The organism is Chromobacterium vaccinii (assembly GCF_000971335.1).
Lineage (GTDB): Bacteria > Pseudomonadota > Gammaproteobacteria > Burkholderiales > Chromobacteriaceae > Chromobacterium > Chromobacterium vaccinii.
The window spans coordinates 47,091-71,722 of sequence record NZ_JZJL01000016.1; the positions used below are offsets into that span (position 1 = coordinate 47,091).

At 65.6% G+C, this 24,632-nt stretch carries 26 protein-coding genes; 15 read left to right on the plus strand and 11 right to left on the minus strand.

Annotated elements, in window-relative coordinates; genetic code table 11:
- The first annotated feature begins 125 nt into the window (after positions 1–125).
- Positions 126–620, plus strand: a complete 495-nt coding sequence (mobB, locus tag VL52_RS10000; RefSeq protein ID WP_046156901.1) for a molybdopterin-guanine dinucleotide biosynthesis protein B — start codon at positions 126–128, stop codon at positions 618–620.
- 1 nt (position 621) lies between these two features.
- On the opposite strand, the gene moaA is transcribed toward mobB, so the two are convergent.
- Positions 622–1,596, minus strand: coding sequence for a GTP 3',8-cyclase MoaA (gene moaA, locus VL52_RS10005; RefSeq protein ID WP_046156902.1), 975 nt, complete (start codon positions 1,594–1,596; stop codon positions 622–624).
- 284 nt (positions 1,597–1,880) lie between these two features.
- Between moaA and VL52_RS10010 the strand changes: the two genes are divergently transcribed.
- Positions 1,881–2,822: a DMT family transporter gene (locus tag VL52_RS10010; RefSeq protein WP_046156903.1), complete on the plus strand. Its 942-nt coding sequence runs from the start codon at positions 1,881–1,883 to the stop codon at positions 2,820–2,822.
- Positions 2,823–2,895: 73 nt separating this feature from the next.
- Here the strand turns inward: VL52_RS10010 and VL52_RS10015 are convergent, their stop codons facing one another.
- The 8 genes from VL52_RS10015 to VL52_RS10050 form a co-directional block, all read right to left on the minus strand.
- On the minus strand, positions 2,896–3,465 hold the full coding sequence (locus VL52_RS10015) for a hypothetical protein (RefSeq protein ID WP_046156904.1): 570 nt from the start codon (positions 3,463–3,465) through the stop codon (positions 2,896–2,898).
- Positions 3,462–4,112 carry a DUF484 family protein gene (locus tag VL52_RS10020; RefSeq protein ID WP_046156905.1) on the minus strand — a complete coding sequence of 217 codons (651 nt, stop codon included), beginning with the start codon at positions 4,110–4,112 and terminating at the stop codon, positions 3,462–3,464. Before VL52_RS10020 ends, VL52_RS10015 begins: the two co-directional genes overlap by 4 nt.
- 56 nt (positions 4,113–4,168) lie before the next feature.
- Positions 4,169–4,999, minus strand: coding sequence for a diaminopimelate epimerase (gene dapF, locus VL52_RS10025; protein WP_046156906.1), 831 nt, complete (start codon positions 4,997–4,999; stop codon positions 4,169–4,171).
- Between the two features lie 160 nt (positions 5,000–5,159).
- Positions 5,160–5,945: an anti-sigma factor family protein gene (locus VL52_RS10030; RefSeq protein WP_046156907.1), complete on the minus strand. Its 786-nt coding sequence runs from the start codon at positions 5,943–5,945 to the stop codon at positions 5,160–5,162.
- Positions 5,942–6,451 (minus strand): sigma-70 family RNA polymerase sigma factor, encoded by a 510-nt coding sequence (locus VL52_RS10035; protein WP_082113702.1) that lies wholly within the window; start codon positions 6,449–6,451, stop codon positions 5,942–5,944. The genes VL52_RS10030 and VL52_RS10035 overlap by 4 nt, the downstream gene beginning before the upstream one ends.
- Positions 6,439–7,419, minus strand: coding sequence for a YncE family protein (locus tag VL52_RS10040; RefSeq protein WP_046156908.1), 981 nt, complete (start codon positions 7,417–7,419; stop codon positions 6,439–6,441). Before VL52_RS10040 ends, VL52_RS10035 begins: the two co-directional genes overlap by 13 nt.
- Before the next feature lie 29 nt (positions 7,420–7,448).
- Positions 7,449–7,823, minus strand: a complete 375-nt coding sequence (locus tag VL52_RS10045) for a COG4315 family predicted lipoprotein (protein ID WP_046156909.1) — start codon at positions 7,821–7,823, stop codon at positions 7,449–7,451.
- A 156-nt stretch (positions 7,824–7,979) separates the two neighbouring features.
- Positions 7,980–8,543, minus strand: coding sequence for a C40 family peptidase (locus VL52_RS10050; protein ID WP_235429266.1), 564 nt, complete (start codon positions 8,541–8,543; stop codon positions 7,980–7,982).
- Positions 8,544–8,909: 366 nt separating this feature from the next.
- Between VL52_RS10050 and VL52_RS10055 the strand changes: the two genes are divergently transcribed.
- A complete protein-coding gene (locus tag VL52_RS10055; RefSeq protein ID WP_046156910.1) occupies positions 8,910–9,866 on the plus strand; it encodes a substrate-binding domain-containing protein in 957 nt (318 codons plus the stop codon).
- A gap of 6 nt (positions 9,867–9,872) precedes the next feature.
- Here the strand turns inward: VL52_RS10055 and VL52_RS10060 are convergent, their stop codons facing one another.
- Together VL52_RS10060 and VL52_RS10065 are read right to left on the minus strand one after the other, a co-directional pair.
- On the minus strand, positions 9,873–10,670 hold the full coding sequence (locus VL52_RS10060; protein WP_144408883.1) for a substrate-binding periplasmic protein: 798 nt from the start codon (positions 10,668–10,670) through the stop codon (positions 9,873–9,875).
- Between the two features lie 156 nt (positions 10,671–10,826).
- The gene (locus VL52_RS10065) at positions 10,827–12,740 is read right to left on the minus strand and encodes an ATP-binding cassette domain-containing protein (RefSeq protein ID WP_046156912.1); all 1,914 of its coding nucleotides are present in this window, start codon (positions 12,738–12,740) and stop codon (positions 10,827–10,829) included.
- A 133-nt stretch (positions 12,741–12,873) separates the two neighbouring features.
- Between VL52_RS10065 and VL52_RS10070 the strand changes: the two genes are divergently transcribed.
- From VL52_RS10070 to VL52_RS10125, 12 genes are all read left to right on the plus strand, one after another.
- The gene (locus tag VL52_RS10070) at positions 12,874–13,230 is read left to right on the plus strand and encodes a hypothetical protein (RefSeq protein WP_021475596.1); all 357 of its coding nucleotides are present in this window, start codon (positions 12,874–12,876) and stop codon (positions 13,228–13,230) included.
- 5 nt (positions 13,231–13,235) lie between these two features.
- Positions 13,236–13,694: a protein YgfX gene (locus VL52_RS10075; RefSeq protein ID WP_046156913.1), complete on the plus strand. Its 459-nt coding sequence runs from the start codon at positions 13,236–13,238 to the stop codon at positions 13,692–13,694.
- Positions 13,691–14,959: a bifunctional tetrahydrofolate synthase/dihydrofolate synthase gene (gene folC, locus VL52_RS10080; protein ID WP_046156914.1), complete on the plus strand. Its 1,269-nt coding sequence runs from the start codon at positions 13,691–13,693 to the stop codon at positions 14,957–14,959. The genes VL52_RS10075 and folC overlap by 4 nt, the downstream gene beginning before the upstream one ends.
- Positions 14,960–14,966: 7 nt before the next feature.
- Positions 14,967–15,731, plus strand: a complete 765-nt coding sequence (locus VL52_RS10085; RefSeq protein ID WP_046156915.1) for an SPOR domain-containing protein — start codon at positions 14,967–14,969, stop codon at positions 15,729–15,731.
- Between the two features lie 5 nt (positions 15,732–15,736).
- Positions 15,737–16,255, plus strand: coding sequence for a CvpA family protein (locus VL52_RS10090; protein ID WP_046156916.1), 519 nt, complete (start codon positions 15,737–15,739; stop codon positions 16,253–16,255).
- Positions 16,256–16,353: 98 nt separating this feature from the next.
- Positions 16,354–17,880 (plus strand): amidophosphoribosyltransferase, encoded by a 1,527-nt coding sequence (purF, locus tag VL52_RS10095; protein WP_046156917.1) that lies wholly within the window; start codon positions 16,354–16,356, stop codon positions 17,878–17,880.
- A 106-nt stretch (positions 17,881–17,986) separates the two neighbouring features.
- Entirely contained in the window at positions 17,987–18,727 is a 741-nt protein-coding gene (locus VL52_RS10100) for a substrate-binding periplasmic protein (protein WP_235429268.1), read from the plus strand.
- Positions 18,728–18,885: 158 nt separating this feature from the next.
- Positions 18,886–20,028: a methyl-accepting chemotaxis protein gene (locus VL52_RS23260; RefSeq protein ID WP_052729244.1), complete on the plus strand. Its 1,143-nt coding sequence runs from the start codon at positions 18,886–18,888 to the stop codon at positions 20,026–20,028.
- Between the two features lie 39 nt (positions 20,029–20,067).
- Entirely contained in the window at positions 20,068–20,439 is a 372-nt protein-coding gene (locus VL52_RS10110; RefSeq protein WP_021479097.1) for a response regulator, read from the plus strand.
- Between the two features lie 13 nt (positions 20,440–20,452).
- Positions 20,453–20,773, plus strand: a complete 321-nt coding sequence (locus tag VL52_RS10115) for an STAS domain-containing protein (protein WP_046156919.1) — start codon at positions 20,453–20,455, stop codon at positions 20,771–20,773.
- Positions 20,763–22,922, plus strand: coding sequence for a chemotaxis protein CheA (locus VL52_RS10120; protein ID WP_046156920.1), 2,160 nt, complete (start codon positions 20,763–20,765; stop codon positions 22,920–22,922). The genes VL52_RS10115 and VL52_RS10120 overlap by 11 nt, the downstream gene beginning before the upstream one ends.
- Positions 22,923–22,968: 46 nt before the next feature.
- The gene (locus VL52_RS10125; protein WP_046156921.1) at positions 22,969–24,624 is read left to right on the plus strand and encodes a methyl-accepting chemotaxis protein; all 1,656 of its coding nucleotides are present in this window, start codon (positions 22,969–22,971) and stop codon (positions 24,622–24,624) included.
- Positions 24,625–24,632: the final 8 nt, after the last annotated feature.

Below are 24,632 nucleotides of genomic sequence, written 5' to 3' on the forward strand. Positions count from 1 at the left end.
CTTTTGGCGGATGGCGAACTGCAGCGGCGGGCTGCACAATAGGCAGTCGCGGTTATGGTTTAAATATTGATTGTTTTAACATAGCTTTTATCGGCGTTCGAGACAATCCGCCAAAAGGAGAAGGCATGCAAGCGGTACTGGGCATATGCGGCTATTCGGGCAGCGGCAAGACCACTTTGCTGGAGGCCTTGCTGCCTTTGTTGACGCGGCGCGGGCTGAGGGTGTCGGTGATCAAGCACAGCCACCACGACGTGCAGCTGGATTCGCCCGGCAAGGATAGTTTCCGCCATCGCCAGGCCGGCGCCTGCGAGGTGATGATCGTGTCGCCGCACCGGGTGGGCGTGTTCGCCGAGACCCCGCGCGAGCTGACGCTGGACGAGCAGCTGGCGCGCCTGTCGCCGTGCGATCTGGTGCTGCTGGAGGGGCAGAAGAGCCTGGCGGTGCCCAAACTGGAAGTGTACCGGCCGGCGCTGGGCAAGCCGGCGCGCTACCTGGATGACCGGGATGTGATCGCGGTGGCCAGCGACGCGCCGCTGGCGGCGGCCATTCCGGTGCTGGATCTGAACGACGCGGACGGGGTGGCGCATTTCATTGCCGCCTGGCTGGCGGATAGGCGGTGATTCAGCCGCCGGTCTGCGACATGAAGCGCATCACCTTGGCCGGCGCTTCGCGGAAGTCGTGTTTTTCCGGCTTCAGCTCGATGGCGGCGCGGATGGCGGCTTCCAGCTCGGCGTCGCTGCAGCCGGCCCGCAGCAGCGGCCGCAACTCGAAGCGCTGCTCCTGGCCCAGACATAGATAGAGCGTGCCGTCGACAGACATCCGCAAGCGGTTGCAGCTGGCGCAGAAGTGCTGGCTGATCGGCGTGATCAGGCCCAATGTGAAGCGGCCGTCGCTTGATCCCCAATAGCGGGCGGGACCGCCGCCCAGGCTGACGCTGAGCTCGGACAGGCTGAAGCGGCGGCTCAGCCGCTCCAGTATCGGCGCCAGCTCGCTGCCGCGGGTGTCCCGGCCGCTGTCGCCCATCGGCATCGCCTCGATCAGGCGCAGGATGAAGCCGTGCTCGATGCAGAATTCCGCCATCGCTTCGATGTCGCCGTCGTTGACGCCGGCGATCGGCACCATATTGATCTTGATCCGCTCGAAGCCCGCCGCCTTGGCGGCGGATAGGCCGGCCAGGGCCTTGGGCAGGCTGTCGCTGCCGGTCAGCTGCGCCACGCAGTCGCGGCGCAACGAATCCAGGCTGACATTGAGCCGGCTCACGCCGGCGCGGCGCAGGTCCTCGGCATGGCGTTCCAACTGGGTGGCGTTGGTGGACAGCGAGAGATCGGAGAGGCCGGGCAGGGCGGATAGCCTGCCGGCCAGCAAGGGCAGATCGCGGCGCAGCAGCGGCTCGCCGCCGGTCAGGCGGATGCGGCGCGTGCCCAGGCGGACGAAGGCGGCGGCGACGCGTTCTATCTCGTCGAAACGGAGCCAGTGCGCGGGCTCTTCGAAGCCTTTGAAGCCCTTGGGCAGGCAATAGCTGCAGCGCAGGTCGCAGCGGTCGGTGACGGAAAGCCGCAGATAATCGATGGCGCGGCCGAAGCGGTCGGACAACATGGTGCATCCTTAGGGGACTGCCGATATGGTGGAAATTGTATGCGGGAAAGCGCCGCGAGGCAGTTGCCTAGAGGTGGGAGGCGGTCTAGCTATTTAGTCGTAGGGGGCGTGTGCTGGCTTGATTTGGCTCTGGAGAACGTAGTTTGCGCGATTTTGTTCTTTCTTGAACTTTTATTCCGCCCATGATTTTTTAATATGTAAAAGATTCCATTATTTGATTATTTATTGAAATAATACGTCTTTGAATTATTGTAAAATGGCACAAATTATTTACATTCGTCGCCATGCCCGCCATTCATTCCCAACGCAACGCTTACATCCTGCTGGTGCTGACCATGCTGATGTGGTCCACCAACTTCGTCATCGCCCGCGCGCTGCACACGCAGCTGGGGCCGTTCACGCTGGCTTTCGCCCGCTGGGGCATCGCCCTGGCCTGCGTGTTGCCGTTCGCCTTGCCCAGGCTGGGCCGCAACTGGAGCAAGCTGCGCGCGCAATGGCCGTTGCTGCTTGTCCTGGGCCTGTTCGGCATCGGCCTGACCAATACCTTCGTCTACTGGGCGGTGCAGACCACCACCGCCACTAACGCGGTGATCCTCAACAGCGCGACGCCGGTGATGGTGCTGCTGCTGGGCTCGCTGTATTTCCGCCAGCGCTTGAGCAGCCGGCAGTGGATGGGCATGACGCTGGCGCTGTGCGGCGCGCTGCTGATCGTGCTGAAGGGCAATCTGCTGGAGATCGGCGGCTTTCATTTCAGCGGCGGCGACCTGTTCGTGCTGGCCGGCGGCCTGAGCTGGGCCATCTACACGCTGGGCCTGCGCAAGCTGAAGCCGGGCATCGATCCCATGGTGCAGATGGCCGCGCTGCTGCTGGTGGGCGAGGCGGTGCTGCTGCCCTTGTTCCTGGGCGAGTTGTCGTCGCGCGGCCTGCCGACGCTGGACGCCGGCGCAGCAGCCAGTTTGCTGTATCTGGGCGCGCTGCCTTCCGTGGTGGCTTATCTGCTGTACAACCGCGCCATCGCGATGGTGGGCACCGCCAAGGCGGCCGCTTTCCTGTACCTGATGCCGGCTTTCGGCGCGATGCAATCGATCGCGCTGCTGGGCGAAGAGCTGCATTGGTATCACGCCGCCGGCCTGGCGGCGATTTTCGGCGGCATCGCGCTCAGTTCCCTGAGCCGCGGAACTGCCCGGGCGAGCGCCGGCGCGGCGCTGAGGGCGAAGGAGTCCTGATCCGGCAATCCGGTCAAAATGAAAAGGCGGCGCTTTTCAGCGCCGCCTTTTTCATGGCCGATAGCCGGTCGGGCTAGGTCAGGTACAGCAGCAGCGGCATGACACGCACCGTCAGCCAGGCCAGCGCGACCGGCAGGATCAGGCACAGCCCGCCCCAGAAGACCCAGGACGTCTCGCAGTCGGCGCGTCGGCGCATTTCCATCAATTGCAGCCGGTAGGCGAGATAGCTGATGACGGCGACCAGCGGCGACACCAGCACATAGGCGGCCATCGGCCGCCACTCCAGCCACGGCGACAGCGCCAGCACGCCGAGGTGCAGCGCCAGCTGGCTGGCGCACAGCGCGGCCAGCCGCAGGTCGCGGCCTGGGAAGCGCATCGCGCGCCGGTTCACTCGCATGTGGACCGCCGCCCACATCGCGGCGGCGATGCCCAGCCAGGCGTAGGGGTAGAACAGCGGCAATACCAGAGGTTCGATCGATACCGGCTCCGGATGGTGGTCCAGCAGTGCCGCCAGTATCAGGTAGGCGGCCAGGAAACAGGCGACGGCGGTGCCGTCGCGGCTGCGGACCAGCCGCCAGGCCATGTGCAGCGAAAACAGGATGAGGACGAGCAGCAGCAGGATTCCGACAGGCGTTGCCGTCATGCAGCCTCCAGCGCCGACAGCAGCGCGGCGGATAGCAGCTCGCCGATCTGGGCCAGGTACTGGGTGTGCATGTCGAAGGTGAAACGCTGGGAATCGTCGCTGGCCAGCACCAGGATGCCGAAGGGCTGGCCGCCGGCGTCCTTCAGCGCCACCTGGGCGAAAGACTGCAGCACCGGCGTGGCGGGGAACCAGCTCAGCACCTCGTCGTTGACGTAGGGGCCGCAATACGGCGCGACCAGATTGCGGGCCAGGCCCTGCACTTCGCTGCGGGCGTTGTAATGCTCGGCGTCCTTCTCCGCGGCGGGGTGCCACAGTTTCAACGCGGCGCGGTCCAGCTGGAATTCCTGGCGCAGGCTGCCTTTCAGCTCGGCGATCAGCTCGCCGGGGCCGCGCGCGGCCAGCAGGGCCAGCGTCAGGCGGTGCAGCCTGGCCAGCAGGAGGTCATTGTCCTGGCCGCGCTCGATCAGCTGCTGCAGCTGAGCCTCCAGCTGGCGGTTCTGGTCCTTCAGCTCCAGCATCTGGCGCTCGACGAAGGAGATCACGCGCTCGCCGTTCTGCGGCGCGGCCTGCAGGTTGTAGCGCGCGGCGTGCTGCTGCAGGAAGTCGGGATGCTCGTCGAGAAACGCCAGGACTTGTTCGCTGTGCATCTGCCTTGTCCTTTCCTTAATCTGGATGCGGAAATGGGTTGGTGTGGCTGCGGGGGTTAAAGTTCGATTTCGCCCTGGAAAACGGTGACGGCCGGGCCGGTCATGATCACCGGGCTGCTTTCGCCGGCCCATTCGATCACGATGTCGCCGCCGCGCGCGTGCACGGTGACGCGGGCGTCCAGCAGGCCCCAGCGGATGCCGCAGGCCACCGCCGCGCAGGCGCCGGTGCCGCAGGCCAGCGTTTCGCCGGCGCCGCGCTCGTAGACGCGCAGGCGGATTTCGCCGCGGTTGACGATCTGCATGAAGCCGGCGTTCACCCGTTGCGGGAAGGCGGGATGGCTCTCGATGCGCGGGCCGATCTCGGCCACCGGCGCGGCGTCCACGTCATCCACCAGTTGCACCGCGTGCGGATTGCCCATCGACGCGATGCCGATCTCGCAGGCGCGGTCGCCCAGGGGCAGGGTGTAGGCCGGCGCTTCGGCGTCGGCCAGGAAGGGAAGGTCGGCGGGCGAGAAGCGCGGCACGCCCATGTCGACGCGGGCCAGGCCGTCGCCCAGGTACTCCGGGGATATCACGCCGCGCGCGGTTTCCACTTCGATCCGGCTCTTGCCGGTCAGCCCCTGGTCGCGGACGAACTTGGCGAAACAGCGCGCGCCGTTGCCGCATTGCTCGACCTCGCCGCCGTCGTTGTTGAAGATGCGGTAGCGGAAGTCGTGGCCCGCTTCTCGCGCCGGCTCCACCAGCAGCAGCTGATCGAAGCCGATGCCCAACTGGCGGTTGCCGAGCAGGCGGATCTGCTCCGGGGCGAGGGACACGGTTTGGCGCACGCCGTCGATGACCATGAAGTCGTTGCCGAGGCCGTGCATCTTGCTGAATTTCAGTTTCATCGGTGTCGCGTGGCGATGCATTGTGGATGGGCCAGCTTAGCACAGCCGGGCGCGAGATACATCGGCCCGGCCGCGCGGCGGGCATCCTTCCTGACGTTGCATTGCGCCGGCTTGTCGCAGCCTGCGTCGGCGCGCCCAAGCCCGGGGCTTTGCCAGCGGCTCAGCCGCCCGCCAGCTGCCGTTGAGCCAGCGCCGCCAACTCGGCCAATTTGCCGCGCGGCATGCCGGCCGACAAGGCGTAGCCGCGGCCGCGCTCCCACCAGTAATAGACGTTGACCGGCCCCTGGCTGGCGAAGTGGAAGCCTTGCTCCGCTTGCGGCCGGGCGCCGTTGGCCACATAGAGCGTCACCCGCTGTCCGGAGGCGTCGTGGTACATCAACTGGGCCACCGGGCCTTGTTCGCCGGGCAGCAGGCGCCCGCCTATCAGCTCATAGCCGGCCTCGGCCAGCCGCGGGGGCGTGATCGGGCTGCGCATGCGGCGCGAAAGCCAGGCGACCATCTGCGTCTCCTGGTCCGCGCCGATCTCGACCGGGCGCTGGATGTCGGGACTGTAGACCACATGCGCCATCGCGGCCTGGCGCGGCAGGCTGTCCATCGCCAGGCTTGCGGCTGGCGCGGCGGGTTCGGTCTGATAGGCTTGCCGTCCGTACCAGCCGCCGCCCAGGCCCAGCGCGAACACCAGCCCGGCGGCCATGGCCTGGCTCAGCCACGGCGGAGAGAAGCGCCTGGCGGGCGGCCTGGCCGCGGCCAGCAGCCGGCTGGGCATGGGCTCACGCTCAGGCAGCGCCCACAGCTCGCGCAGCGCGTCGTCCTGGCCGCGCCATTGATCCAGCCGCTGGGCGGTGTCGGGATGCTTCTCCAGCCAGGCTTCCAGTTCCGCCGCCTGTCGCGGAGGCAATTCGCCGTCGAGATAGGCTTGCAGCGTTTCCTCGTTCGGTTCGGTCATGGCTCTGCGCCTCCATATTCAACCATCAATTGCCGCAGCCGTTCCCGTCCCCGGTGCAGGCGCGACATCACGGTGCCCACCGCCAGTCCCAGCGTTTTGGCCGCATCCAGGTAGCGCATCTCTTCCACCACCACGAGGAGCAGGACCTCTCTTTGCTCCTCGGGCAGCCGCGAGATGGCGCGGTCGAGGTCGCGCAGCCGGAGTTCCCGCTCATGGGCGGGCGGGACGGCCAGTTGCGTCCACTCTTCGCCGGACAGCTCGCAAGGCGGGCGGTTTCGCCGGACGTGGTCCACGTGCCGGTTGTGCATGATGCCGAACAGCCAGGGGCGGATGTCCGAGCCTGGCCGCCATTGCCGCCAGTTGCGCCAGGCCGATTCCAGCGTGTCCTGGACCAGATCGTCGGCGTGCGCCGCGTTCCGCTCCAGCACGCGGGCATAGCGGCGCAGCCGGGCGAGGTTGTCCAGCAGCAGTCGATGAAACTGCCGCTCCGGTTCTAATTCGCCGATGGCTTGAGCTCCCTGATGATACGGCGCGTCGCCAAGTCGAGCTCCGCTACGCTCAAGTCCTCGTTCAGCACCCAGGCCTTGCGGCTGTCCTTGCTGAAGGAGATGGCTTGGCGCGGGCCGGACAAGCCGCCGATCTGCGCGGCCGGCCGGAATGCCGGCAAGGCGACCTCGGTGAGCGAATCGCTCTTCAAATTGCCAGAGTACAGGACTTTCCCGTCGGGGCGCAGCGCGGCGCCGTAGGGCTCGCGGCCCACGGCGACGGTGGCCGTGATCTTGCCGGACCGGGTATCCACCCTGGCCAGGGTGTCGTCGCCGCTGTTGGCCGCGTACAGCGTGCCGCCGTCGGCGGACACCGAAATCGCGCGTATCTTGTTGAAGCCGCCGATTTCCCGGAGCACGGACAGGGACGAGGTATCCACCACGCTCAGCTTGTCGCTGCGGAAGTTGGTGACGTAGAGGTCGGCGCCGTCCGGCGACAGCTTGACGCCCTGGCGCGGGCCGGAAAAACCGGTGATCACCTTGCTGACCCGCCAGGCGTTCAAGTCCACCACGCTGACGGTATTGGATGCCTGATTGTTGACATAGAGGCGGGCGCCCTGGCGGTCGATGGCGCTGCCGAAGGCGCCGGGACCCAGAGCTAGGCTGGCCTCCAGCGTCAATGTGCCGGCATTCCATCGCTCCAGCAGGCCTTTGCTGCTGTCGGTGACATAGAAGCGGCGGCCATCCGGCGCGAACACGATGTTGCGGAGGGTGATGAAGCCGGACAGCGCGGCTTTGAGCCGTCCTTGCGCCAGGTCGTATACCTTCAGCTCGGCCGTCTGGCTATTGCCGGCTATCGCCAGGCTTTCATCGGGGCTGACCGCCAGCGTGTTGTTGCGGATGTCCGGATCGAAAGCCTGGGCGGCGGCGGAGATTTGCGCAAGTGCCCACAGCGCGGAGGCGGCCAAAAGGAAGGCGGTTTTTCGCATGCTGGTTTTCCTGGTTTGTTCAGAGGGGGTCAGGGCCGGGCCACTTGCCAGAGTTGCTTGAAGTTGTCGCCTTTGCGTTCGCCGGGCGCTTGGTCCTGAGAGAAACGGTAGAGCGGCTTGCCGCGCCACGACCATTGCCGCGAGCCGTCGTCGCGGTCAATCAGGCCCAGTTCGCCTTCGGGCTGGTCGTCCGCTTTGGCGGCCAGTGGCGGCCATAATGCCGCGCAGGGGCCATTGCAGGCGCTGCGGCCGTTTCCGGCCTGATCTTTCGCGAAAACATAGAGCGTCATGCCGGCGGGGTCGGTCAGCGCGCCTTCGCGGGTTGATATCGGGGACGGCGCGGCCTGGATCTGCGCGGCGGAGAGCGCGGCGAGCATGCCGCCTAGCAACAGGGTGCGTTTCATCGATGGCTCCTGGTCGTGTGGTAGGAAAGCGGGACGCTTGGTCCGCGCTTGCAAGGGGTATACGCAGGGATGCCGCCGATTATTCCCGGCAAGGAGAAATTTTTTTGATGGGGAGAGCTGGAGGGATGGCGGGGCCGCCGGGAGGCGGCCCGGAAATCAGGCGCGCAGCACGGTGCGCGCGCCCTGATAGCGCGGCGCGAAGTAGACGTTGTCCAGCCGCGCGACGCGTATGGTGCTGTTGGTGCGCGGGGCGTGGACGAACTTGCCGTCGCCGATGAAGATGCCCATGTGCGAGAACGGCCGGTTCATGGTGTTGAAGAACACCAGGTCGCCGACCTGCATCTGGCTGTCGGATATCGGCCGCGCGATGCCGGCGATCTGCGCGGCGTTGTGCGGCAGGCGGATGCCGACGGCGTTCTGGTAGATGTAGCTGACCATGCCGCTGCAATCGAGCCCCGCTTCCGGATTGCTGCCGCCGAACTGATAGCCGCCGTCCAGCAGGCCTATCGTGTACAGCAGAATCTCGCGGCCGTTGCCGTCGGCGGTGATGTTGGACAGCGAGGTGTCGCCGCCCGGCTTGCCCGGGCGCGGGCGCTGCTGGCTGGTCTTCACCGGCGTGGTGCCGCAGGCGGCGAGCAGGGCCGCCAGGCCTGCCAGCGCAGCGCCTTGAAGCAGGCGGCGGCGGCCGGCGCCGCCGTCATTCAGCTGGGTGTCTTCCATTGTCGCGTGGACTCCTGTCTTTCCATGCCGCGGAGGGGCTGTCCCCCTCGCATCGCGCGCCGCGGCGATTCGTCTGGCTCCCGCGCTTTGCGCGGGAAGGCTGCTTTGGGGGCAGTATAGCGCGAGCAGGGACGCCGGCCCCGGCTCCACTGTAAATGCGGGAGCGGATCGGGCTATGGCGGGCGGATGGGCGATGCGGGGTGAATGGCGCTCGGGTGGGCCGCGCCGGCATGCGGACGCCCGTGATTTTCCATGGATATCGCGCCTGCCCGGCTAAAATGGAAGCTCGATTCGACATCTTTCCGAGGGGGATGCGCCGTGAATATTGTAACGGTCTCCACAATCGTTTTGAGGATCGCGTCGCTGATGCGCCGCGCGTTGCCGCGGGCATTGGCGATCCTCATCGGGCTGGTCCCGCTTCATGCCCTGTCCGCTGAAATCGCCTACATCACCGCCAAGGCGGATCTGCCGTTCTGGAACACGGTCGGCAAGGGCGTGAAGGCGGTGGCGGAGGAGAATGGCTACGCGTTTTCGGAGCTGGACAGCAAGCTCAACGCGGAAATGCAGCTGAACAATGTCCGCCAGGCCATCGATCGCCATGTCGCGGGGATCGTGATTTCTCCGACCAACAGCAAATCGGCCGAGGAGGCGCTCACCCTGGCCCGGCGGGCCGGCATTCCGGTCGCCATCGCCGATATCGGCGCCAGCGGCGGCGATTACGTCAGCTTCGTCAAATCGGACAACTACCGCGGCGCATACGATGTGGGGGCGGAGTTGGCTAAGGCGCTTAAGGCGCGAAACTGGAGCGGCGGCGCTTACGGCATGGTCACCATCGAATTGTCCAGGAAGAACGGCCAGGACCGCACCAATGGATTCCGCGACGCGATGAAGGACGCCGGCTTTCCGCGGGAGATCGTGCTCAGGCAGATGAAGGATTACTCCGCCGAGGAGACTTACCGCTACGTTAAGGAAATGCTGGCCGCGCATCCGATGGCGCGGGGTTTCTTCATCGAAACCGATCAGCCGGTGGACGGGGCGATGCGGGCGATACGGGAGGCGGGCAAGGAAAAACAGGTGCTGCTGGTCTCCTTCGACGCGATGCCGGACGTGGTCCGCCTGCTCAAGAGCGATGCCTTGGTCGCCGTCGGCATGCAGCAACCTTATCTGATGGGCAGCTCCGCCGCCGGCGCGCTGGTTTCGCATTTGCATGGCCGCCCGCCGGCCAAGGAAATCCTGGTGCCCATCCTGGTGGCCACTCGCCGCAATGTCGACCAACTGATGCCGGTCGCCTCGAAAACGGTGTTCGGCAAACCGCTGAAGTGACCGGCCTCACGGCATCATTCGGGTCATTTCATTGTTGCGGATCAGATCGCGGATGGTGGCGTTGAACGACTGCTGCAGCGCGCGGCCGTCTTTCGACGCGCGGCTGAGCTCGAAGTGCAGGCCGGTGGGCGTGTCGCCGGGCAGGTCGGCGCGGCGGAGCGCCGGCCCGTTGAACAGATCGCGCAGCGTCGCATCGCGTTCCGACAGGCTGTCCACCACTTCGCGTATTTCGATGAAGACGTCGCAGCGGCCTTCGGTGACCTTGGCGATCGCGCTGCGCTCGTTTTTCGAGCCTATGTCCTGGCGCGAGGGGTCGATGCCGAACGCGTCCAGGCGGTTGCCGAACAGGCCGCACACGGTATAGCGCTTGAGATCGGACAGCGCGCGCAGCGGCGCGCCCTTCGGGTGCTTTCTGGCGGAATAGAAATACAGGTGATGGACTTCGGCGTAGGCGTCGGTGGCCAGGAAGCGTTTCTCGTCTAGCTCGCGGGAGGGAACGTCGATGGCGATGTCGATCTGGCCGTGGGCGACCATTTCGCGGCAACGCTTCCACGGCAATCTTTCGATGACCGCCGGCTCGCGCCCCGCCCGCCTCAGCGCGCGCTGCAACACGTTGATGGCGAGCCCGGTGTCCTGGGCGCCGCCGGCGAAGCCGGACGAGGAGGTGAATACATAGGGCGGGAAGTCCACGTCGGAAGCGCAGGCGAGCGGCGCGCCCTGGGCGGCGCCGGCAAGCATCGCCAGCGCGGCCGCGAGCCGCCAGCCTTGCCCATGCCGCGGTTTTCGGCTCTCGAGTGGCGCCACATGTCCTCCGCCCCGTGTCTGGTTGGGTCCTGGCGACGCAGGCCGCAGCGCGGCTTGGAGAGGCTGGATGGAGTCCGGGCGTCGCCTCTGCTCCTTCCGGTGTAGCCCATTCGCGGCCGGGCGGCAAAGCGCCGCCCGCCGCAGCGGAGCGGAGACTCAGCGGCCGCGTTGCTCCAGGTCTTCCCAGCGGGCCAGCTTTTCCAGCAGCAGCTCGTCGATTTCCTCAATGCGCTGTTGCCAGGCGATGGCCTCCTTGGGCGTGTCGCGGTAGCAGTTGGGATCAAGCAGGCGCTGGTTCAGCTCGGCCTGCTCCGTCTCCAGCGCGCCGATCTGGTCCGGCAACGCCGCCAGCTCGCGGGTTTCGTTGTAGGACAGCTTGTTGCGCGCGGCCTTGGGCTTGTCCTGGCGCGCGGGCGCGGCGGTCTGAGCGCTTTCCTTGGCCTTTTCGGCGGTAGTGAGCTCGGCCATGCGTTTCTTGGCGTCCAGCCAGTCCTGGTAGCCGCCCGGATACTCTTCCAGCCGGCCTTCGCCCTCGAAGGCGATCACCTGGGTGACCACGTTGTCGAGGAAGGCGCGGTCGTGGCTGACCAGAAACACGGTGCCCGAATACTGGGCGATCACGTCTTCCAGCAATTCCAGCGTGTCGATGTCGAGGTCGTTGGTCGGCTCGTCCAGCACCAGCACATTGGCCGGGCGGGTGAACAAGCGGGCCAGCAGCAGGCGGTTGCGTTCGCCGCCGGACAGCGAGCGCACCGGGCTCCTGGCGCGCTGCGGCGAGAACAGGAAGTCTTCCAGATAGCTCATCACGTGTTTCTTCACGCCGCCGATTTCGACGAAGTCGTTGCCCTGGCTGATCACGTCGGCCACGCTCATTTCCTCGTCCAGCTGCTCGCGGAACTGGTCGAAGTAGGCGATTTCCAGCTTGGTGCCTTGCTTGACCGAGCCGGAGTCGGGTTCGAGCTCGCCCAGGATCAGTTTGAGCAGCGTGGTCTTGCCGGCGCCGTTGGGCCCGATCAGGCCGATCTTGTCGCCGCGCAGGATGCGGCTGGTGAAGCCGCGGATCAGCTGCCTGCCGCCGAAGCCCTTGCCGACGTGTTCCAGCTCGGCCACCAGCTTGCCGGAGCGCTCGCCGGCGTCCAATTGGAAGTTCACCTTGCCGACGCGCTCGCGGCGGGCGGACCGCTCGCGGCGGATGGCCTCCAGCCGGCGCACGCGGCCTTCGTTGCGGGTGCGGCGCGCCTCGATGCCCTTGCGGATCCACACTTCTTCCTGAGCGTGGAATTTATCGAACACGCGATTCTGCTCTTCTTCGATGGCCAGCTCTTCCGCCTTGCGGGTCTGGTAGGCGGAGAAGCTGCCCGGGTAGCTGCGCAGGATGCCGCGGTCGAGTTCGATGATGCGGGTGGCGACGTTGTCGAGGAAGCGGCGGTCATGGGTGATCAGCAGCACGCTGCCCGAGAAGCCTTTGATCAGGCTTTCCAGCCATTCGATGGCGGAAACGTCCAGGTGGTTGGTCGGCTCGTCCAGCAGCAGCACGTCCGGTTTGGACGCCAGCGCGCGCGCCAGCGCCACACGTTTTTTCCAGCCGCCGGACAGCGCCGAGATGCGGGCGTCGGCGTCCAGGTCCAGGTGGCTCAGCGTGGACGAGATCAGCGCGTCGAATTGCCAGCCGCCGCGGGCTTCGAGCTCGTGCTGGATGGTTTCCATCCGCGCCAGCGCCTGCTCGTGGTCGGCGTCGGCCTGCGTCAGCTGCTGGGTGACCTTGTGATAGTCGGTCAGCAGCGCCTTCAATTCGCCCAGGCCCTCGGCCACCGCCTCGAAGACAGTGTGCTCGGGGTTGAATTCCGGTTCCTGCGGCACGTAGGCGACCTTGACGTCGCCCTTGGTGTTGATGCGGCCGTCGTCCAGCTGCACCGCGCCGGCGATGCCTTTCAGCAGCGACGACTTGCCCGCGCCGTTGCGGCCGATCAGGCCGACCGCCTCGCCCGGTTCCAGGGCGAAGTCTACGTTGTCCAGCAGCGCGTGGTGTCCGAAGGCGAGGCACGCCTTCTCGACGGTAATCAGGGCCATGTTCTGTGTGTCTTGCTAGATGGGAAAATACCGGCCAGTTTAACACGATGGCCCTGCCGGCGGACGGGTCGCCTGGCGGCTTCGGGGCTGATACAATGCGCGCCGAATCAACATTTGTCCGAAAGGTCCCGCCATGTATTTCGTCGACCGCGCCGTTGCCGTGATCAAACCGAAGCAACCGTTCCTGGATTGGCTGAACCAGCTGCCGGACACCGACATGATCGACCTGTCGCTGGACAGCCTGCGCAGCGACTGCACCGCCATCCTGCTGCCGGAGTTCATCGAGCCGGAAGAGGGCGTCGCCCATATCGACGAGATCAGCGAACAGCTGTTCAAGATGGAACTCGCGTCCTGGGACGAGGACGAAGCCCTGTGGCCCAAGGATTTGTCGCTGAAGGCGTTCTGGGAGTGGTTCGACGTGGAAATCCACTCCACGGTGATGGACAGCGTCGACGACGACATCACCAACAGCCCGGCCAGCGAGCTGTAAAACCCATGCGCGAACGGCCGCCGCTGCAACCCTTCTCGGTGCCGCTGCGGCCGTCGCGGTGGTGGCTGGCCTTGGTGTCGGCCGCTTTCGCCGGCTACGCGGCCGTCGTGGCCTGGCACCTGCCGGCGGCTTATCTGATCAGCGTGCCGGCCGCCGCCTGGCTGGCGCGGCGCGCGCTGCGCGCCGACGGATGGCTGCGGGGCGACGCGCCGGAGCGGCTGGAAATCGACCCGCGCGGCCGCTTGTTCCTGTGCCGCGGAGACGAGCGGCGCGAGGCGGAGGTGCAGGATGATTGCTTCGTCACGCCGCTGCTGACGGTGCTGAGCGCTAGGCAGGACGGCAGGCGCCGCAGCGTGATGCTGTGGCCGGATTCGGCCGGCGCCGAAGCGCGCCGCCTGCTCAGAGTTTACCTGCTGTGGTTCCATCTGCCGCAGCCTGAAGAAGAGACGGAAACCCACCGATGACGATGAAAAAGACGCTGGACGACTGGCTGAGCTGGCAGGAAAGCCTGCACACGGCGGCGATAGACATGGGCCTGGCCCGCGTGTCCCGGGTGCGCGACGCGATGGGCCTCAAGCCCGCCTGTCCGGTGATCATGGTGGCCGGCACCAACGGCAAGGGCTCCACCTGCGCGATGCTGTCCAGCATGTTCCGCGCCGCCGGCTTCAGGGTCGGCGCGTATACCTCGCCGCACATCCTGCGTTACAACGAGCGCATCGCCATCGATCTGAAGCCGGCCAGCGACGAGCGCATCATCGCCAGCTTCGAGGCGATAGACGCCGCGCGCGGCGACACCACGCTGACCTATTTCGAATTCGGCACACTGGCCGCGGTGCACAGCTTCGTCGCCGAAAAGGTGGACGTGATCATCCTGGAAGTGGGGCTGGGCGGCAGGCTGGACGCGGTCAACATCTTCGAGCCGGACGTCTCCGTCGTCGTCAGCGTGGACCTGGACCATCAGGCCATCCTGGGCGACAACCGCGAGGACATCGGCTTCGAAAAGGCCGGCATCTATCGCGCCGGCAAGCCGGCGATCTGCGTAGACCCCGAGCCGCCCACGCGGCTGCTGGACCACGCGGCAGCCATCGGCGCGGATCTGAAGCTGTACGGCCGCGACTTCGGCTACACCCGGATGGACAACCAGTGGTCGTTCCGCTGCGGCGACCATGCCCGCCACGCGCTGCCCATCCCGGCGCTGCGCGGCGCTTACCAGATGGTCAACGCCTGCGGCGCCCTGGCCGTGCTGGAGGCGATCCGCGACAAGCTGCCGGTTGGCATAGGCGCGATCAAGCAGGGTCTGGTGGAGGTGGAGTGGCCGGGCCGCTTCCAGGTGCTGCCGGGCCGCCCGGCGGTGGTGCTGGATGTCGGACACAACCCGCATGCGGTAAAGGCGATGGTGGCCGCGCTCAAGCAGCTGCCGTACGCGGAGAACCGCTACGCGGTGTTCTCGATGCTGGCGGACAAGGACATGGCGGCGGTGGTTGAGCTGGCGAAGGGCGAATTCGACCACTGGCTGGCCGCCGGGCTGGACATGCCGCGCGGCCAGAGCGGCGAAGCCATCGCCGCGGCGCTGAAAAATGCCGGCGTCGTGTCGGTGTCGGCTTTCGATACAGTCGCCCAAGCGTGGTCGGCAGCCTTATCGCGGGCCGGCGACAATGATAGAATCGTCGTTTTCGGATCATTCCACACCGTAGCGGAAGTGGAAGCGGCCCGGCGACACCCGGTTTGAGGAATGCATGGCACTGTCCAGCCACGATGAACTGATATTGCTGAGAAAGCGCGCCCGCCGCCGCCTGGTGGGCGCGGTGGTGCTGGTTTCCATCGCCACCGTCGTTTTGTGGAACGTGGTGGGCCATCTGCCGGAACAGCAGATGAAGCCCGAGTCCATCGAGATCATGGGCGGCGCGTCTGCGCCGGTGGCCGCTTCCGCGCCCGCCGCGGCCGCGAAGCCCGCCGCGTCGCAGGCGGTGGCGGACGCCGCCGTTCCGGCACCCGCGCCAGGCAACGCCACCGAGTTGCCGGCCAACCTGTCTTCCGTCATCGCGCCGCCGCCGGCGGAAACCGCCAAGCCAGCCGCGAAGCCGGCTCCGGCCGTGGCGGAAGCCGCGCCGAAACCGGAACCCAGGCCCGAACCGAAACCCAAGCCTGAGCCCAAACCGGAAAAACGCAAGGAAGAGCCCAAAGCCGAGAAGCCGCGCAAGGCCGATCCGGCGGCCATCCTGGAAGGCCGCGTCGATCCGGACAGCCATCAGGCCAAGGCTGAACCGGCCCATGGCAAGTCAGTGATCCAGCTGGCGGCACTGTCCGATCCGGCCAAGGTGGACGCGTTGCGCGGCAAGCTCTCCGCCATCGGCGTGACCGCCCACTTTTCCAAGGTGGAAACCAGCAAGGGCGAAGTGACCCGCGTCCGCGTCGGTCCGTTCGCCAGCCAGGCTGAGGCGCAGGCCGCGCTGCAGAAGCTGGCCAAGTCCGGCATCAACGGCATCATCATCAACAAGTAGCCGCCATGACCGTGTTCGACTATATCGCAATAGCCATCATCGCCGGATCGGTGCTGATGGCCCTGATGCGCGGTCTGATCGCCGAGGTGCTGTCGCTGGGCTCGTGGCTGATCGCCTTCTGGTGCGCGAAGCAGTTTTCGCCGCTGGCGATGGCCTTCCTGCCGGCCAGCCTGCAGAGCGAGGGTTTGCGCATGGTGGCCGGCTTTGTGCTGGTCTTTTTCCTGGTGTGGCTGGCCACCGCCTTGCTGCGGGTGACGCTGACCGGACTGATCGACAGCATAGGCCTGGGCGCGGTCAACCGGCTGCTGGGCGGCATGTTCGGCCTGGCGCGGGGCATGGTGCTGGTGACGGCGCTGGTGCTGTTGGGCGGATTGAGCAATCTGCCGCAGAAGCCTATGTGGAGGAACGCGGTGCTCGCGGCTCCATTCGAATCTCTGGCCTTGTCATTGAGGCCATGGTTGCCGCCAACGATGGCGGACAATTTGCACTACGACTCGCCCGGCGGCCTGCCGCCGGACAGTTAGGCGAGAGAGGCGGAATATCTTGATATCTTTACTTCAAGATTCCGCCTCTTTCTTTTGGGCTTTTCCTTTTCAGCAAGTTGGGATAGAGGGCATTAAAGATGTGTGGAATTCTAGGCGTGGTCGGTCAATCGCCGGTCAATCAGCTGCTGTACGACGGTTTGCAGGTGCTGCAACACCGCGGACAGGACGCGGCCGGTATCGTTACCGCCAATAGCAAGACCTTTCACATGCACAAGGGCAGCGGTATGGTGCGCGATGTGTTCCGCACCCGCAACATGCGTTCGCTGCTGGGCAACGCCGGCATCGCCCATGTGCGCTATCCGACGGCTGGCTCGGCTTCCTGCCTGGCGGAGGCCCAGCCGTTCTACGTCAACTCGCCTTTCGGCATCGTGCTGGCGCACAACGGCAACCTGACCAATACCGATGAGCTGAAGGCGGACATGTTCCGCAACGATCTGCGGCACATCAACACCAATTCCGACTCTGAAGTGCTGTTGAACGTGTTCGCCCACGAAGTGGCGCAACGGGTGACGGGCCATGAGCTGACGGTGGACGCTGTGTTCGGCGCGGTGGAAGCCGTGCACCGCCGCGTCAAGGGTGCCTACGCGGTGGTGGCGATGATCGCCGGCTTCGGTCTGGTGGCTTTCCGCGACCCCAACGGCATCCGTCCGCTGGTGATGGGCTGCACCGAGACCGACGGCAAGACCGAGTACATGTTCGCGTCGGAGTCGGTGGCGCTGGATTGTTCCGGTTTCAAGCTGCTGCGCGACGTGCAGCCGGGCGAGTGCGTATACGTGACCTTCGACGGCGACATGCACAGCCAGATCTGCGCCGAGAACACCCGCCTCGCGCCCTGCCTGTTTGAATACGTGTATTTCGCCCGTCCGGATTCGGTGATCGATGGCGTGTCGGTCTACCAGTCTCGCCTGAACATGGGCGAGATGCTGGCTGAGAAGATCCGCCGCGATCTGCCTGAATTGGACATCGACGTGGTGATCCCGATTCCCGATTCCAGCCGCCAGAGCGCGCTGCAGCTGGCCAATGCGATGGGGTTGCCGTACCGCGAGGGCTTCATCAAGAACCGCTATATCGGCCGCACCTTCATCATGCCGGGACAGGCGGTGCGCAAGAAATCGGTGCGTCAGAAGCTGAACCCGGTGCCGCTGGAGTTTTCCGGCCGCAATGTGCTGCTGGTGGACGACTCCATCGTCCGCGGCACCACGTCCAAGGAAATCGTGCAGATGGCGCGCGACTCCGGCGCCAAGAAGGTTTATTTCGCCTCCGCCGCGCCGGCGGTGCGTTTCCCCAATGTCTACGGCATCGACATGCCCACCCGGGCCGAGTTGCTGGCCACCGGCCGCGACGAGGCGGAGATCGCGCGCGAAATCGGCGCCGACGTGGTGATTTACCAGGATCTGGACGCGCTGCAAGACGCGGTGCGCAGCGTCAACCGCGAGCTGGGCCTGTTCGAGAGCTCCTGCTTCGACGGCCAATACATCACCGGCGACATCACCGAAGCCTATCTCGACGCCATCGAGTGCGCGCGGCTGGACTTGAAGGACAAGGGCGGCAGCGAGCAGATGATAGACCTCAACCTGAATGTGGCGGAGCAGAATCTGATCTGATCAGCCTTTAGGCCTGGACTATCTTGAAGAGTCCAGGCCGGCTCTGCGCCAAAGAGGGCGTTCCGGCATCGGGACGTCCTCTTTGTCTTTATGGAGCGCGCGAATCTTGTCCCGCTTGCTCGTCTTGCTGTGCCTGCTGTCCGCCTTGGCCGCCGCCGGCGAACGGCCGCTGGAGCTGGTCACGCTGCAATACCCGCCTTACCAGTATCAGGATGGAGCCGAGGTGAGGGGCGTCGCGGTGGACGTCGTGCGCGAGGCCTTCCGCAGGATGGGGCGCTCCGTCCATGTCGGCGTCTATCCCTGGGGACGCTCGCTGGCGATGGCGGAGTCGGGCCAGGCGGACGCCGTCTTCACGCTTTACAAGACGCCCGAGCGCGAGGCCCGGCTGGACTATTCCCGCCAGGTGCTGATGCCGCAGGAGGTGTCGCTGTTCGTGCTGCAGGATTCCCCGATCCGTTTCGACGGCCGATTGAGCCAATTGGCCGGCTATCGCTTCGGCGCGGTGAGGGCCGTCAGCTACGGCGCGGTCTTCGACGCGGCGGTGAGGCAGGGAGGCATCCGCATCGCGGAGATGGCCGCCAGCGGCGAGCAGAACCTGGACAAGCTGCTGGCGCGGCGTTTCGACATCCTGGTCAGCAACCGTCTGGGCGCCTGGGACATCATCCGGCGGCAGCATGCCGAGGCCCTGGTGCGCGAGCTGAAGCCGCCGGTCGAGCAAATTCCCAGCTACATCGCCTTCGCGCGCAAGCCTGAGCTGGCCGGCATGCGCGATCGTTTTGATGCCGCGCTGGAAACGATGAAGCGGGACGGCAGCTATGGCCGCCTGGTTTCGGCGGCAATGCCCTGAATTCCATAGTCTTTCTTGACAGTCTTGTCGGCGGAAACTTAAGTGAAACCATGCGTCAGCCGGTTCCGCTTGCAATCAAGCGCTTGGCGATGACAAACGGCGGGTCCGCGACGGGCGCCGCCGATTATAAGATTCCTCATTGGCGGGGGCATGGTTGAATGGGAAACAGGAGCAAGCCGCTGTTCATCTTCGCCGGACTGAGCCTGGCGGCGATGGCGGCGTTGGTGTGGGTGTCGCCTTGGCTGGGCTGGCTGATCCCCGTGCTGGGCGGCGGGGGGCTGCTGCTGGCCTGGGGCGGGGGCGACGCGCCCCAAGCGCTTGTTGAGGCGTCATCCGCCGCGCCGGCGGCGGACGATGACGAGAGCCTCGAACTGCTGCATCAGGTGATCGAGCGCTGGGAAGGCAATCTGCAATTGGTGATAGAGCAGTCGGTGAGCGGCGGCAACCAGCTGGCGGGCACGCTGACCGGCATCGCGGACGGACTGCACGCCACCATCGAAGCGGCGGGCTCGGCTTCCAGCGACATCGGCAACGCCAGCCTGGAGCAGATGGTGGCGGACGCCAGCCTGCGCAGCAAGGAAATCTCGTCGGTGCTGGCGGAGATCGTCGGCCACCGCCAGCAGCTGATCGAAGAGGTCACCCGCCTCGCCACCTATTCAAGCGAATTGCTGTCCATGGCCGATCAGGTGGGCCGCATCTCCAATCAAACCAATCTGCTGGCCTTGAACGCCAGCATAGAGGCCGCGCGCGCCGGCGAGTTCGGCCGCGGCTTCGCGGTGGTGGCGGACGAAGTGCGCAAGCTGTCGCAGCAATCGGAGCAGACTGGCAAGCAGATGTCGGAAAAAGTGGTGGAGATCAACGGCGCGCTGGAGCAGACCCGCCAGACCACCACCAGCCTGGGCGCGCAGGACGCGGACCGGGGCAATAACGCGCTGGGGCTGCTGGACGATTCGGTGCGGGATTTCAGCGCCGCCGCGGAGAAACTGGCTCAGATCAACCAAAGGATGCAGACCGAAGGCTCCCGCGTGGAGAAGGAGCTGCACGCTTCGCTGATCGCCTTGCAGTTCCAGGACCGGGTCAGCCAGATCGTCCAGCATGTCGCTCAGGATCTGAAACACATGCAGGCCCATCTGGAGGCGGTGCGCGAGGCGCGCCGGCGCGGGGAGAAAGCCCCCCGGGTCGAGCCCCGGGAATGGCTCAAGCGCCTCGAATCCACCTACACCACGCTGGAGCAGGCCGCGCTTCACAAGGGCGGCGGCGGCAAGCCCGCGGCGTCTAGCGGCGATGTCGATTTCTTCTGATGTTTGATCGAGTTTTTCGGACTTATCCCGGAGAGATTCATGCCTAGCAAATCCATTTTGATTGTTGACGACGCTGCCAGCATCCGCGCCACCGTCAGCATTGCGCTCAAGGGGGCGGGTTACGAGGTGATCGAGGCCTGCGACGGCAACGATGCGCTGGCCAAGCTGAACGGCGTCCGCGTCAATCTGGTCATTTCCGACGTCAATATGCCGGGCATGGACGGCATCACCCTGCTCAAGCGGCTGAAGGAGGGGGCGGCCACCCGTTTCCTGCCGGTGATCATGCTGACCACCGAAGGCAGCGACGACAAGAAAATGCAGGGCAAGGAGGCCGGCGCCAAGGCCTGGATCGTCAAGCCTTTCGACCCGGCCAAGCTGTTGGACGCCGTGTCCAAGCTGATTCAGCCCTGAACCGGAGCGCGCCATGGCCTTGCTGCTGCAACAGGATGGCGGAACGACGCGGGCGGCGCTGGACGGCGAGCTGACCATCTTCACCGCGGAGGAAATACAGGATGAGTTGCTTGGTCTGCTCAATCACGAGCGGGTGGAGCTTGACCTGTCCGGCGTCACGGAGTTGGACGGCTGCGGCGCGCAGTTGCTGAGCATCATGCTGGCGGAGGCCGCCAGGCTGGAGAAAACGGTGGCGATCGCGGCCGGCAACCCCTTGGTGGACGAAGTCGGCGCATGGCTGGGCTTCCTGCCGGTGGGCGGGAATGGGCAAGGAGAGGCGGGCGATGGATCTTAGCAAGGCCAAGGAAGTTTTCTTCGAAGAGTCGCGCGAGTTGTGCGATGGGCTGGAGTCGGCGTTGCTGGACCCGGTCGCCTATCCGCCGGGGGAGGAAACCTACAATCTGCTGTTCCGCACCGCGCACACCATCAAGGGCTCAGCCGGCATCTTCGGCCTGGACGCGCTGGTGCGCTTCGCGCATGTGATGGAAAACGTGCTGGAGCGGCTGCGCTCCGGCCAGGTTTCGCTGAGCGACGACCTGATCACCCTGCTGCTGGCCTGCAATGACCATCTGCGCCGGCTGCTGGACGCCAGCGCGGTCAGCGACGAAATGGCGCAGCGCGATCTGCCGGAAGGCGAACCCTTGCTGGCCGGCTTGAAGCGCTATCAGGAGGGCCGGGCGAATGAGGCGCCGGCCGAGAGCGCCGGCGCTACCGGAGCGGCGGAGGCGGGCGCGGGCGATGTCGAGACGGGCAGCCCGTATTGGCAGCTATCGTTGCGCTTTCACCCGGACACCTTCCGCCACGGCTTCGATCCGCTGTCTTTCCTGCGCTATCTGGGCAGCTTCAGCGTCTTGCGCGATGTGACCCCCGTCTGGCGAAACTGGCCGCCGCCGCAGCTGCTGGACGTGACCGAATGCTTCATCGGCTTCGATCTGGCCCTGGAAACGGACGAGGGCCGGCAGCGCATCGTCGACACTTTCGAGTTCATCGCCGAAGACAGCCATATCGGCATTCTGGTGCCGCGCGCGCCGCTGGCGGACTACCTGGCCGAAGCGGAGGCGCTGGGCGAGCCGCTGGAGGAACAGCTGCAGCGCTGGACCGCGCGCGGCGCGCTGACCGCGGACGAAGCGGACCGCCTGCGCAATGGCGACGTGACGGATCCGGCGGAGGATGCCGGATTGCCGGATGCGCCGGCGGCCGCGCCCCGGGAAGCGCCTCAGGCCGGATCGGCTCCGGCCAAGAGCGGGCGAGGCGACAGCTATATCCGCATCGAGGCCAGCAAGCTGGATCGGCTGATCAACCGCGTCGGCGAGCTGGTGATCGCGTCGGCGGGCACCAAGCTGATCGCCCAGAGCCGCGGCGACGGCGAGTTGCTGGAATCGGTGGCCGTGATCAACACCCTGGTGGAAAGCATACGCGACGACGCGCTGACGCTCCGCATGGTGCCGGTGGACGAGATATTCAGCCGCTTCCCGCGGATGGTGCGCGAAGTGTCCAAGCAACTGGGCAAGGCGATACAGCTGGAAATCAAGGGCGGCGACACCGAGATCGACAAGTCCATGGTGGAGAAGCTGAACGATCCCTTGATGCACATCGTCCGCAACGCGGTGGACCACGGGCTCGAGTCGGCGGAGAGGCGCCGAGCCGCCGGCAAGCCGGAGCAGGGCACCGTGACGCTGAACGCCTATCACGACGCCGGTTCGGTGGTGGTGGAAGTCAAGGACGACGGCGGCGGCATCAACCGCGAGAAAGTGCTGGCCAAGGCCATCGAGCGGGGACTGATTGCCGAGGGCCGGCTGCTGAGCGATCAGGAAACGCTGCAGCTGATCTTCCTGCCCGGCTTTTCGACCGCCGACGCGGTCAGCGACCTGTCCGGCCGCGGCGTCGGCATGGACGTGGTCAAGCGCAACATCGAGGCGCTGCGCGGCGAAATAGAAATCCAGTCCCAGCCCGGCATGGGCTCTACCTTCCGGCTGCGGCTGCCGCTGACGCTGGCCATCATCGACGGCTTCAGGGTAGAGGTGAACGAGTCGGCGCTGGTGATGCCGCTGGACATGATGATCGAGTGCGTGGACATGCCGGATGGGGCGATGAGCCACCATGCCCGCCAGATCAATCTGCGCGGCGACTGGCTGCCCTTCGTGTCCCTGCGCGAGCTGTTCGGCCTGCCGCCGTCCGATCATCCCGAGTACATCGTGATCGTCCACTACGGCGAATACCGGGCCGGCATCGTGGTGGACAAGCTGATGGGCGAGGTCCAGGCGGTGATCAAGCCGCTGGGCGAGATCTTCAAGTCGCTGCGCGGCATCAGCGGCTCCACCATTCTCGGCAACGGAAAGCCCGCGCTGGTGCTGGATATTCCGCAGCTGATACACCATGCCTGCCGGCGGGAGCGAAGGCTGATTCGGCAGAGCGCTGAGGCGCTGGTGGCGGAAAAACCGTAATCTCAACAGTAGCTTGTGATTGTTCTGATGGTTTCAGGAGACAGAGATGAACTGGTTCCACAATATGAAAGTGCACGTCAAGCTGGCCATAGGCTATGGACTCATCCTGGTGCTGATGGCTTCCATCCTGCTGGTGGGCTTGCGCAGCATGGCGGCGATGAACGAGAGCATTAATCAGATCGTCTCCGAGCGCTTCGTCAAAGTGGCGTTGGCCAGCGATATCATGGTCAATACGCTGAATAATGGCCGCTTTGTCCGGAATATGCTGCTGGAAACCGATCCGGCCACTGTACAGAAAATGCGGGCGCAGGTCGAAAAGCTGCGGGAGGACAATAAGGAACAGCTGGCTAAACTGGACAAGCTGGTGGAATCGCAGCAGGGGCGCGCCCTATTGGAGAAAGTGGTAGCCGCTCGGGATAATCTGGGCGGGAAGTACACCGAACTGTATGCCTTGATGGCCAAGGATCACCAACAAGCGGTCACTTATCTACTGAAAGATTTCGCTCCCGCCAACAATGCCTTGATCGCATCCCTCGAAGAAATGAATAGGCTGCAGGCGGAGCAGATGCAGAAGCAAGGCAAGGAGGACGCCGACACTGCCGCCAATTCCCGTAGCCTGATGGTGGGCATAGGCGTGGCGGCGCTGGTGGTCACGGTGCTGCTGGCGCTGGCCATCATCCGCAGCATTTTGCGGCAGTTGGGCGGCGACCCGTCCTACGCGATGCAGGTGGTGGCGCGCGTGGCGGACGGCGATTTGGCGGTGCCGATCAAGCTGCGCCCCAATGACGACAGCAGCCTGCTGTATTCGATCAAGGGCATGGCGCACCGCTTGTCCGACACGCTGGCCGAGGTGAGCTCGATGTCGGAGTCCATCGGCGCGGCGTCGGAAGAGGTGGCGTCCACCGCCAGCTCGCTGGCGCAGACGGCGTCGGAGCTGGCTTCCAGCGTCGAGGAAACCAGCGCCTCGGTGGAGGAAATGGCTTCCACCGTCACCCAGAACGCCGACAACGCCCGGGTCACCGAGGGCATCGCGTCCAAGTCGGCGGACAGCGCCACCGAGAGCGGCAAGGCGGTGGGCGACATGGTGCACGCGATGAAGGAGATCGCGTCGCGGATCACCGCGATCAACGATATCGCCAACAAGACCGACCTGCTGGCGATCAACGCCGCGATCGAGGCGGCGCGGGCCGGCGAGCACGGCAAGGGCTTCGCCACCGTGGCGGTGGAAGTGCGCAAGCTGGCGGAGCGCTCCCAGGTGGCGGCCAAGGAAATCGGCGACCTGGCGGGGCGTTCGGTCACAGTCGCGGAACGCTCCGGCGTATTGCTGCAGGAAATGCTGCCCGGCATAGACCAGACCGCCTCCCTGGTGCAGGAGATTTCCGCCGCCTCGCGGGAGCAGCGCACCGGCATCGACCAGATCAACACCGCGGTATCGCAGATCAGCACCGGCATGCAGTCATCGGCCTCGTCGGCGGAAGAGCTGAGCTCCACCTCGGAAGAGCTCAGCTCCGCCGCGATGCAGCTGCAGGACCTGATGCAGCAGTTCAAGCTGCGCAGCAGCCGCAATGCGCGCAAGAGCGTGATGATGCATTCCGGCGGACATGGTGGAAGCAGCCACAAGGCTGCGCCTGCGTCGTCCAACCGCGCCTTCGACGAAGACTTCGATGAAGAAGTGGACGACGGCAAGTTTTCCAAATACTGAGGAGCACG

Coding starts and splice junctions, on each gene's coding strand:
- VL52_RS10010 (WP_046156903.1), top strand. CDS start 1,881: ATGCCCGCCATTCATTCCCAACGCAACGCTTACATCCTGCTGGTGCTG.
- VL52_RS10070 (WP_021475596.1), top strand. CDS start 12,874: ATGTATTTCGTCGACCGCGCCGTTGCCGTGATCAAACCGAAGCAACCG.
- moaA (WP_046156902.1), bottom strand. CDS start 1,596: ATGTTGTCCGACCGCTTCGGCCGCGCCATCGATTATCTGCGGCTTTCC.
- VL52_RS10045 (WP_046156909.1), bottom strand. CDS start 7,823: ATGAAACGCACCCTGTTGCTAGGCGGCATGCTCGCCGCGCTCTCCGCC.
- folC (WP_046156914.1), top strand. CDS start 13,691: ATGACGATGAAAAAGACGCTGGACGACTGGCTGAGCTGGCAGGAAAGC.
- VL52_RS10055 (WP_046156910.1), top strand. CDS start 8,910: ATGCGCCGCGCGTTGCCGCGGGCATTGGCGATCCTCATCGGGCTGGTC.
- VL52_RS10125 (WP_046156921.1), top strand. CDS start 22,969: ATGAACTGGTTCCACAATATGAAAGTGCACGTCAAGCTGGCCATAGGC.
- VL52_RS10075 (WP_046156913.1), top strand. CDS start 13,236: ATGCGCGAACGGCCGCCGCTGCAACCCTTCTCGGTGCCGCTGCGGCCG.
- VL52_RS10065 (WP_046156912.1), bottom strand. CDS start 12,740: ATGGCCCTGATTACCGTCGAGAAGGCGTGCCTCGCCTTCGGACACCAC.
- VL52_RS10090 (WP_046156916.1), top strand. CDS start 15,737: ATGACCGTGTTCGACTATATCGCAATAGCCATCATCGCCGGATCGGTG.
- VL52_RS10040 (WP_046156908.1), bottom strand. CDS start 7,419: ATGCGAAAAACCGCCTTCCTTTTGGCCGCCTCCGCGCTGTGGGCACTT.
- VL52_RS10110 (WP_021479097.1), top strand. CDS start 20,068: ATGCCTAGCAAATCCATTTTGATTGTTGACGACGCTGCCAGCATCCGC.
- VL52_RS10085 (WP_046156915.1), top strand. CDS start 14,967: ATGGCACTGTCCAGCCACGATGAACTGATATTGCTGAGAAAGCGCGCC.
- dapF (WP_046156906.1), bottom strand. CDS start 4,999: ATGAAACTGAAATTCAGCAAGATGCACGGCCTCGGCAACGACTTCATG.
- VL52_RS10120 (WP_046156920.1), top strand. CDS start 20,763: ATGGATCTTAGCAAGGCCAAGGAAGTTTTCTTCGAAGAGTCGCGCGAG.
- VL52_RS10030 (WP_046156907.1), bottom strand. CDS start 5,945: ATGACCGAACCGAACGAGGAAACGCTGCAAGCCTATCTCGACGGCGAA.
- VL52_RS23260 (WP_052729244.1), top strand. CDS start 18,886: ATGGGAAACAGGAGCAAGCCGCTGTTCATCTTCGCCGGACTGAGCCTG.
- mobB (WP_046156901.1), top strand. CDS start 126: ATGCAAGCGGTACTGGGCATATGCGGCTATTCGGGCAGCGGCAAGACC.
- VL52_RS10015 (WP_046156904.1), bottom strand. CDS start 3,465: ATGACGGCAACGCCTGTCGGAATCCTGCTGCTGCTCGTCCTCATCCTG.
- VL52_RS10115 (WP_046156919.1), top strand. CDS start 20,453: ATGGCCTTGCTGCTGCAACAGGATGGCGGAACGACGCGGGCGGCGCTG.
- VL52_RS10020 (WP_046156905.1), bottom strand. CDS start 4,112: ATGCACAGCGAACAAGTCCTGGCGTTTCTCGACGAGCATCCCGACTTC.
- purF (WP_046156917.1), top strand. CDS start 16,354: ATGTGTGGAATTCTAGGCGTGGTCGGTCAATCGCCGGTCAATCAGCTG.
- VL52_RS10050 (WP_235429266.1), bottom strand. CDS start 8,543: ATGGAAGACACCCAGCTGAATGACGGCGGCGCCGGCCGCCGCCGCCTG.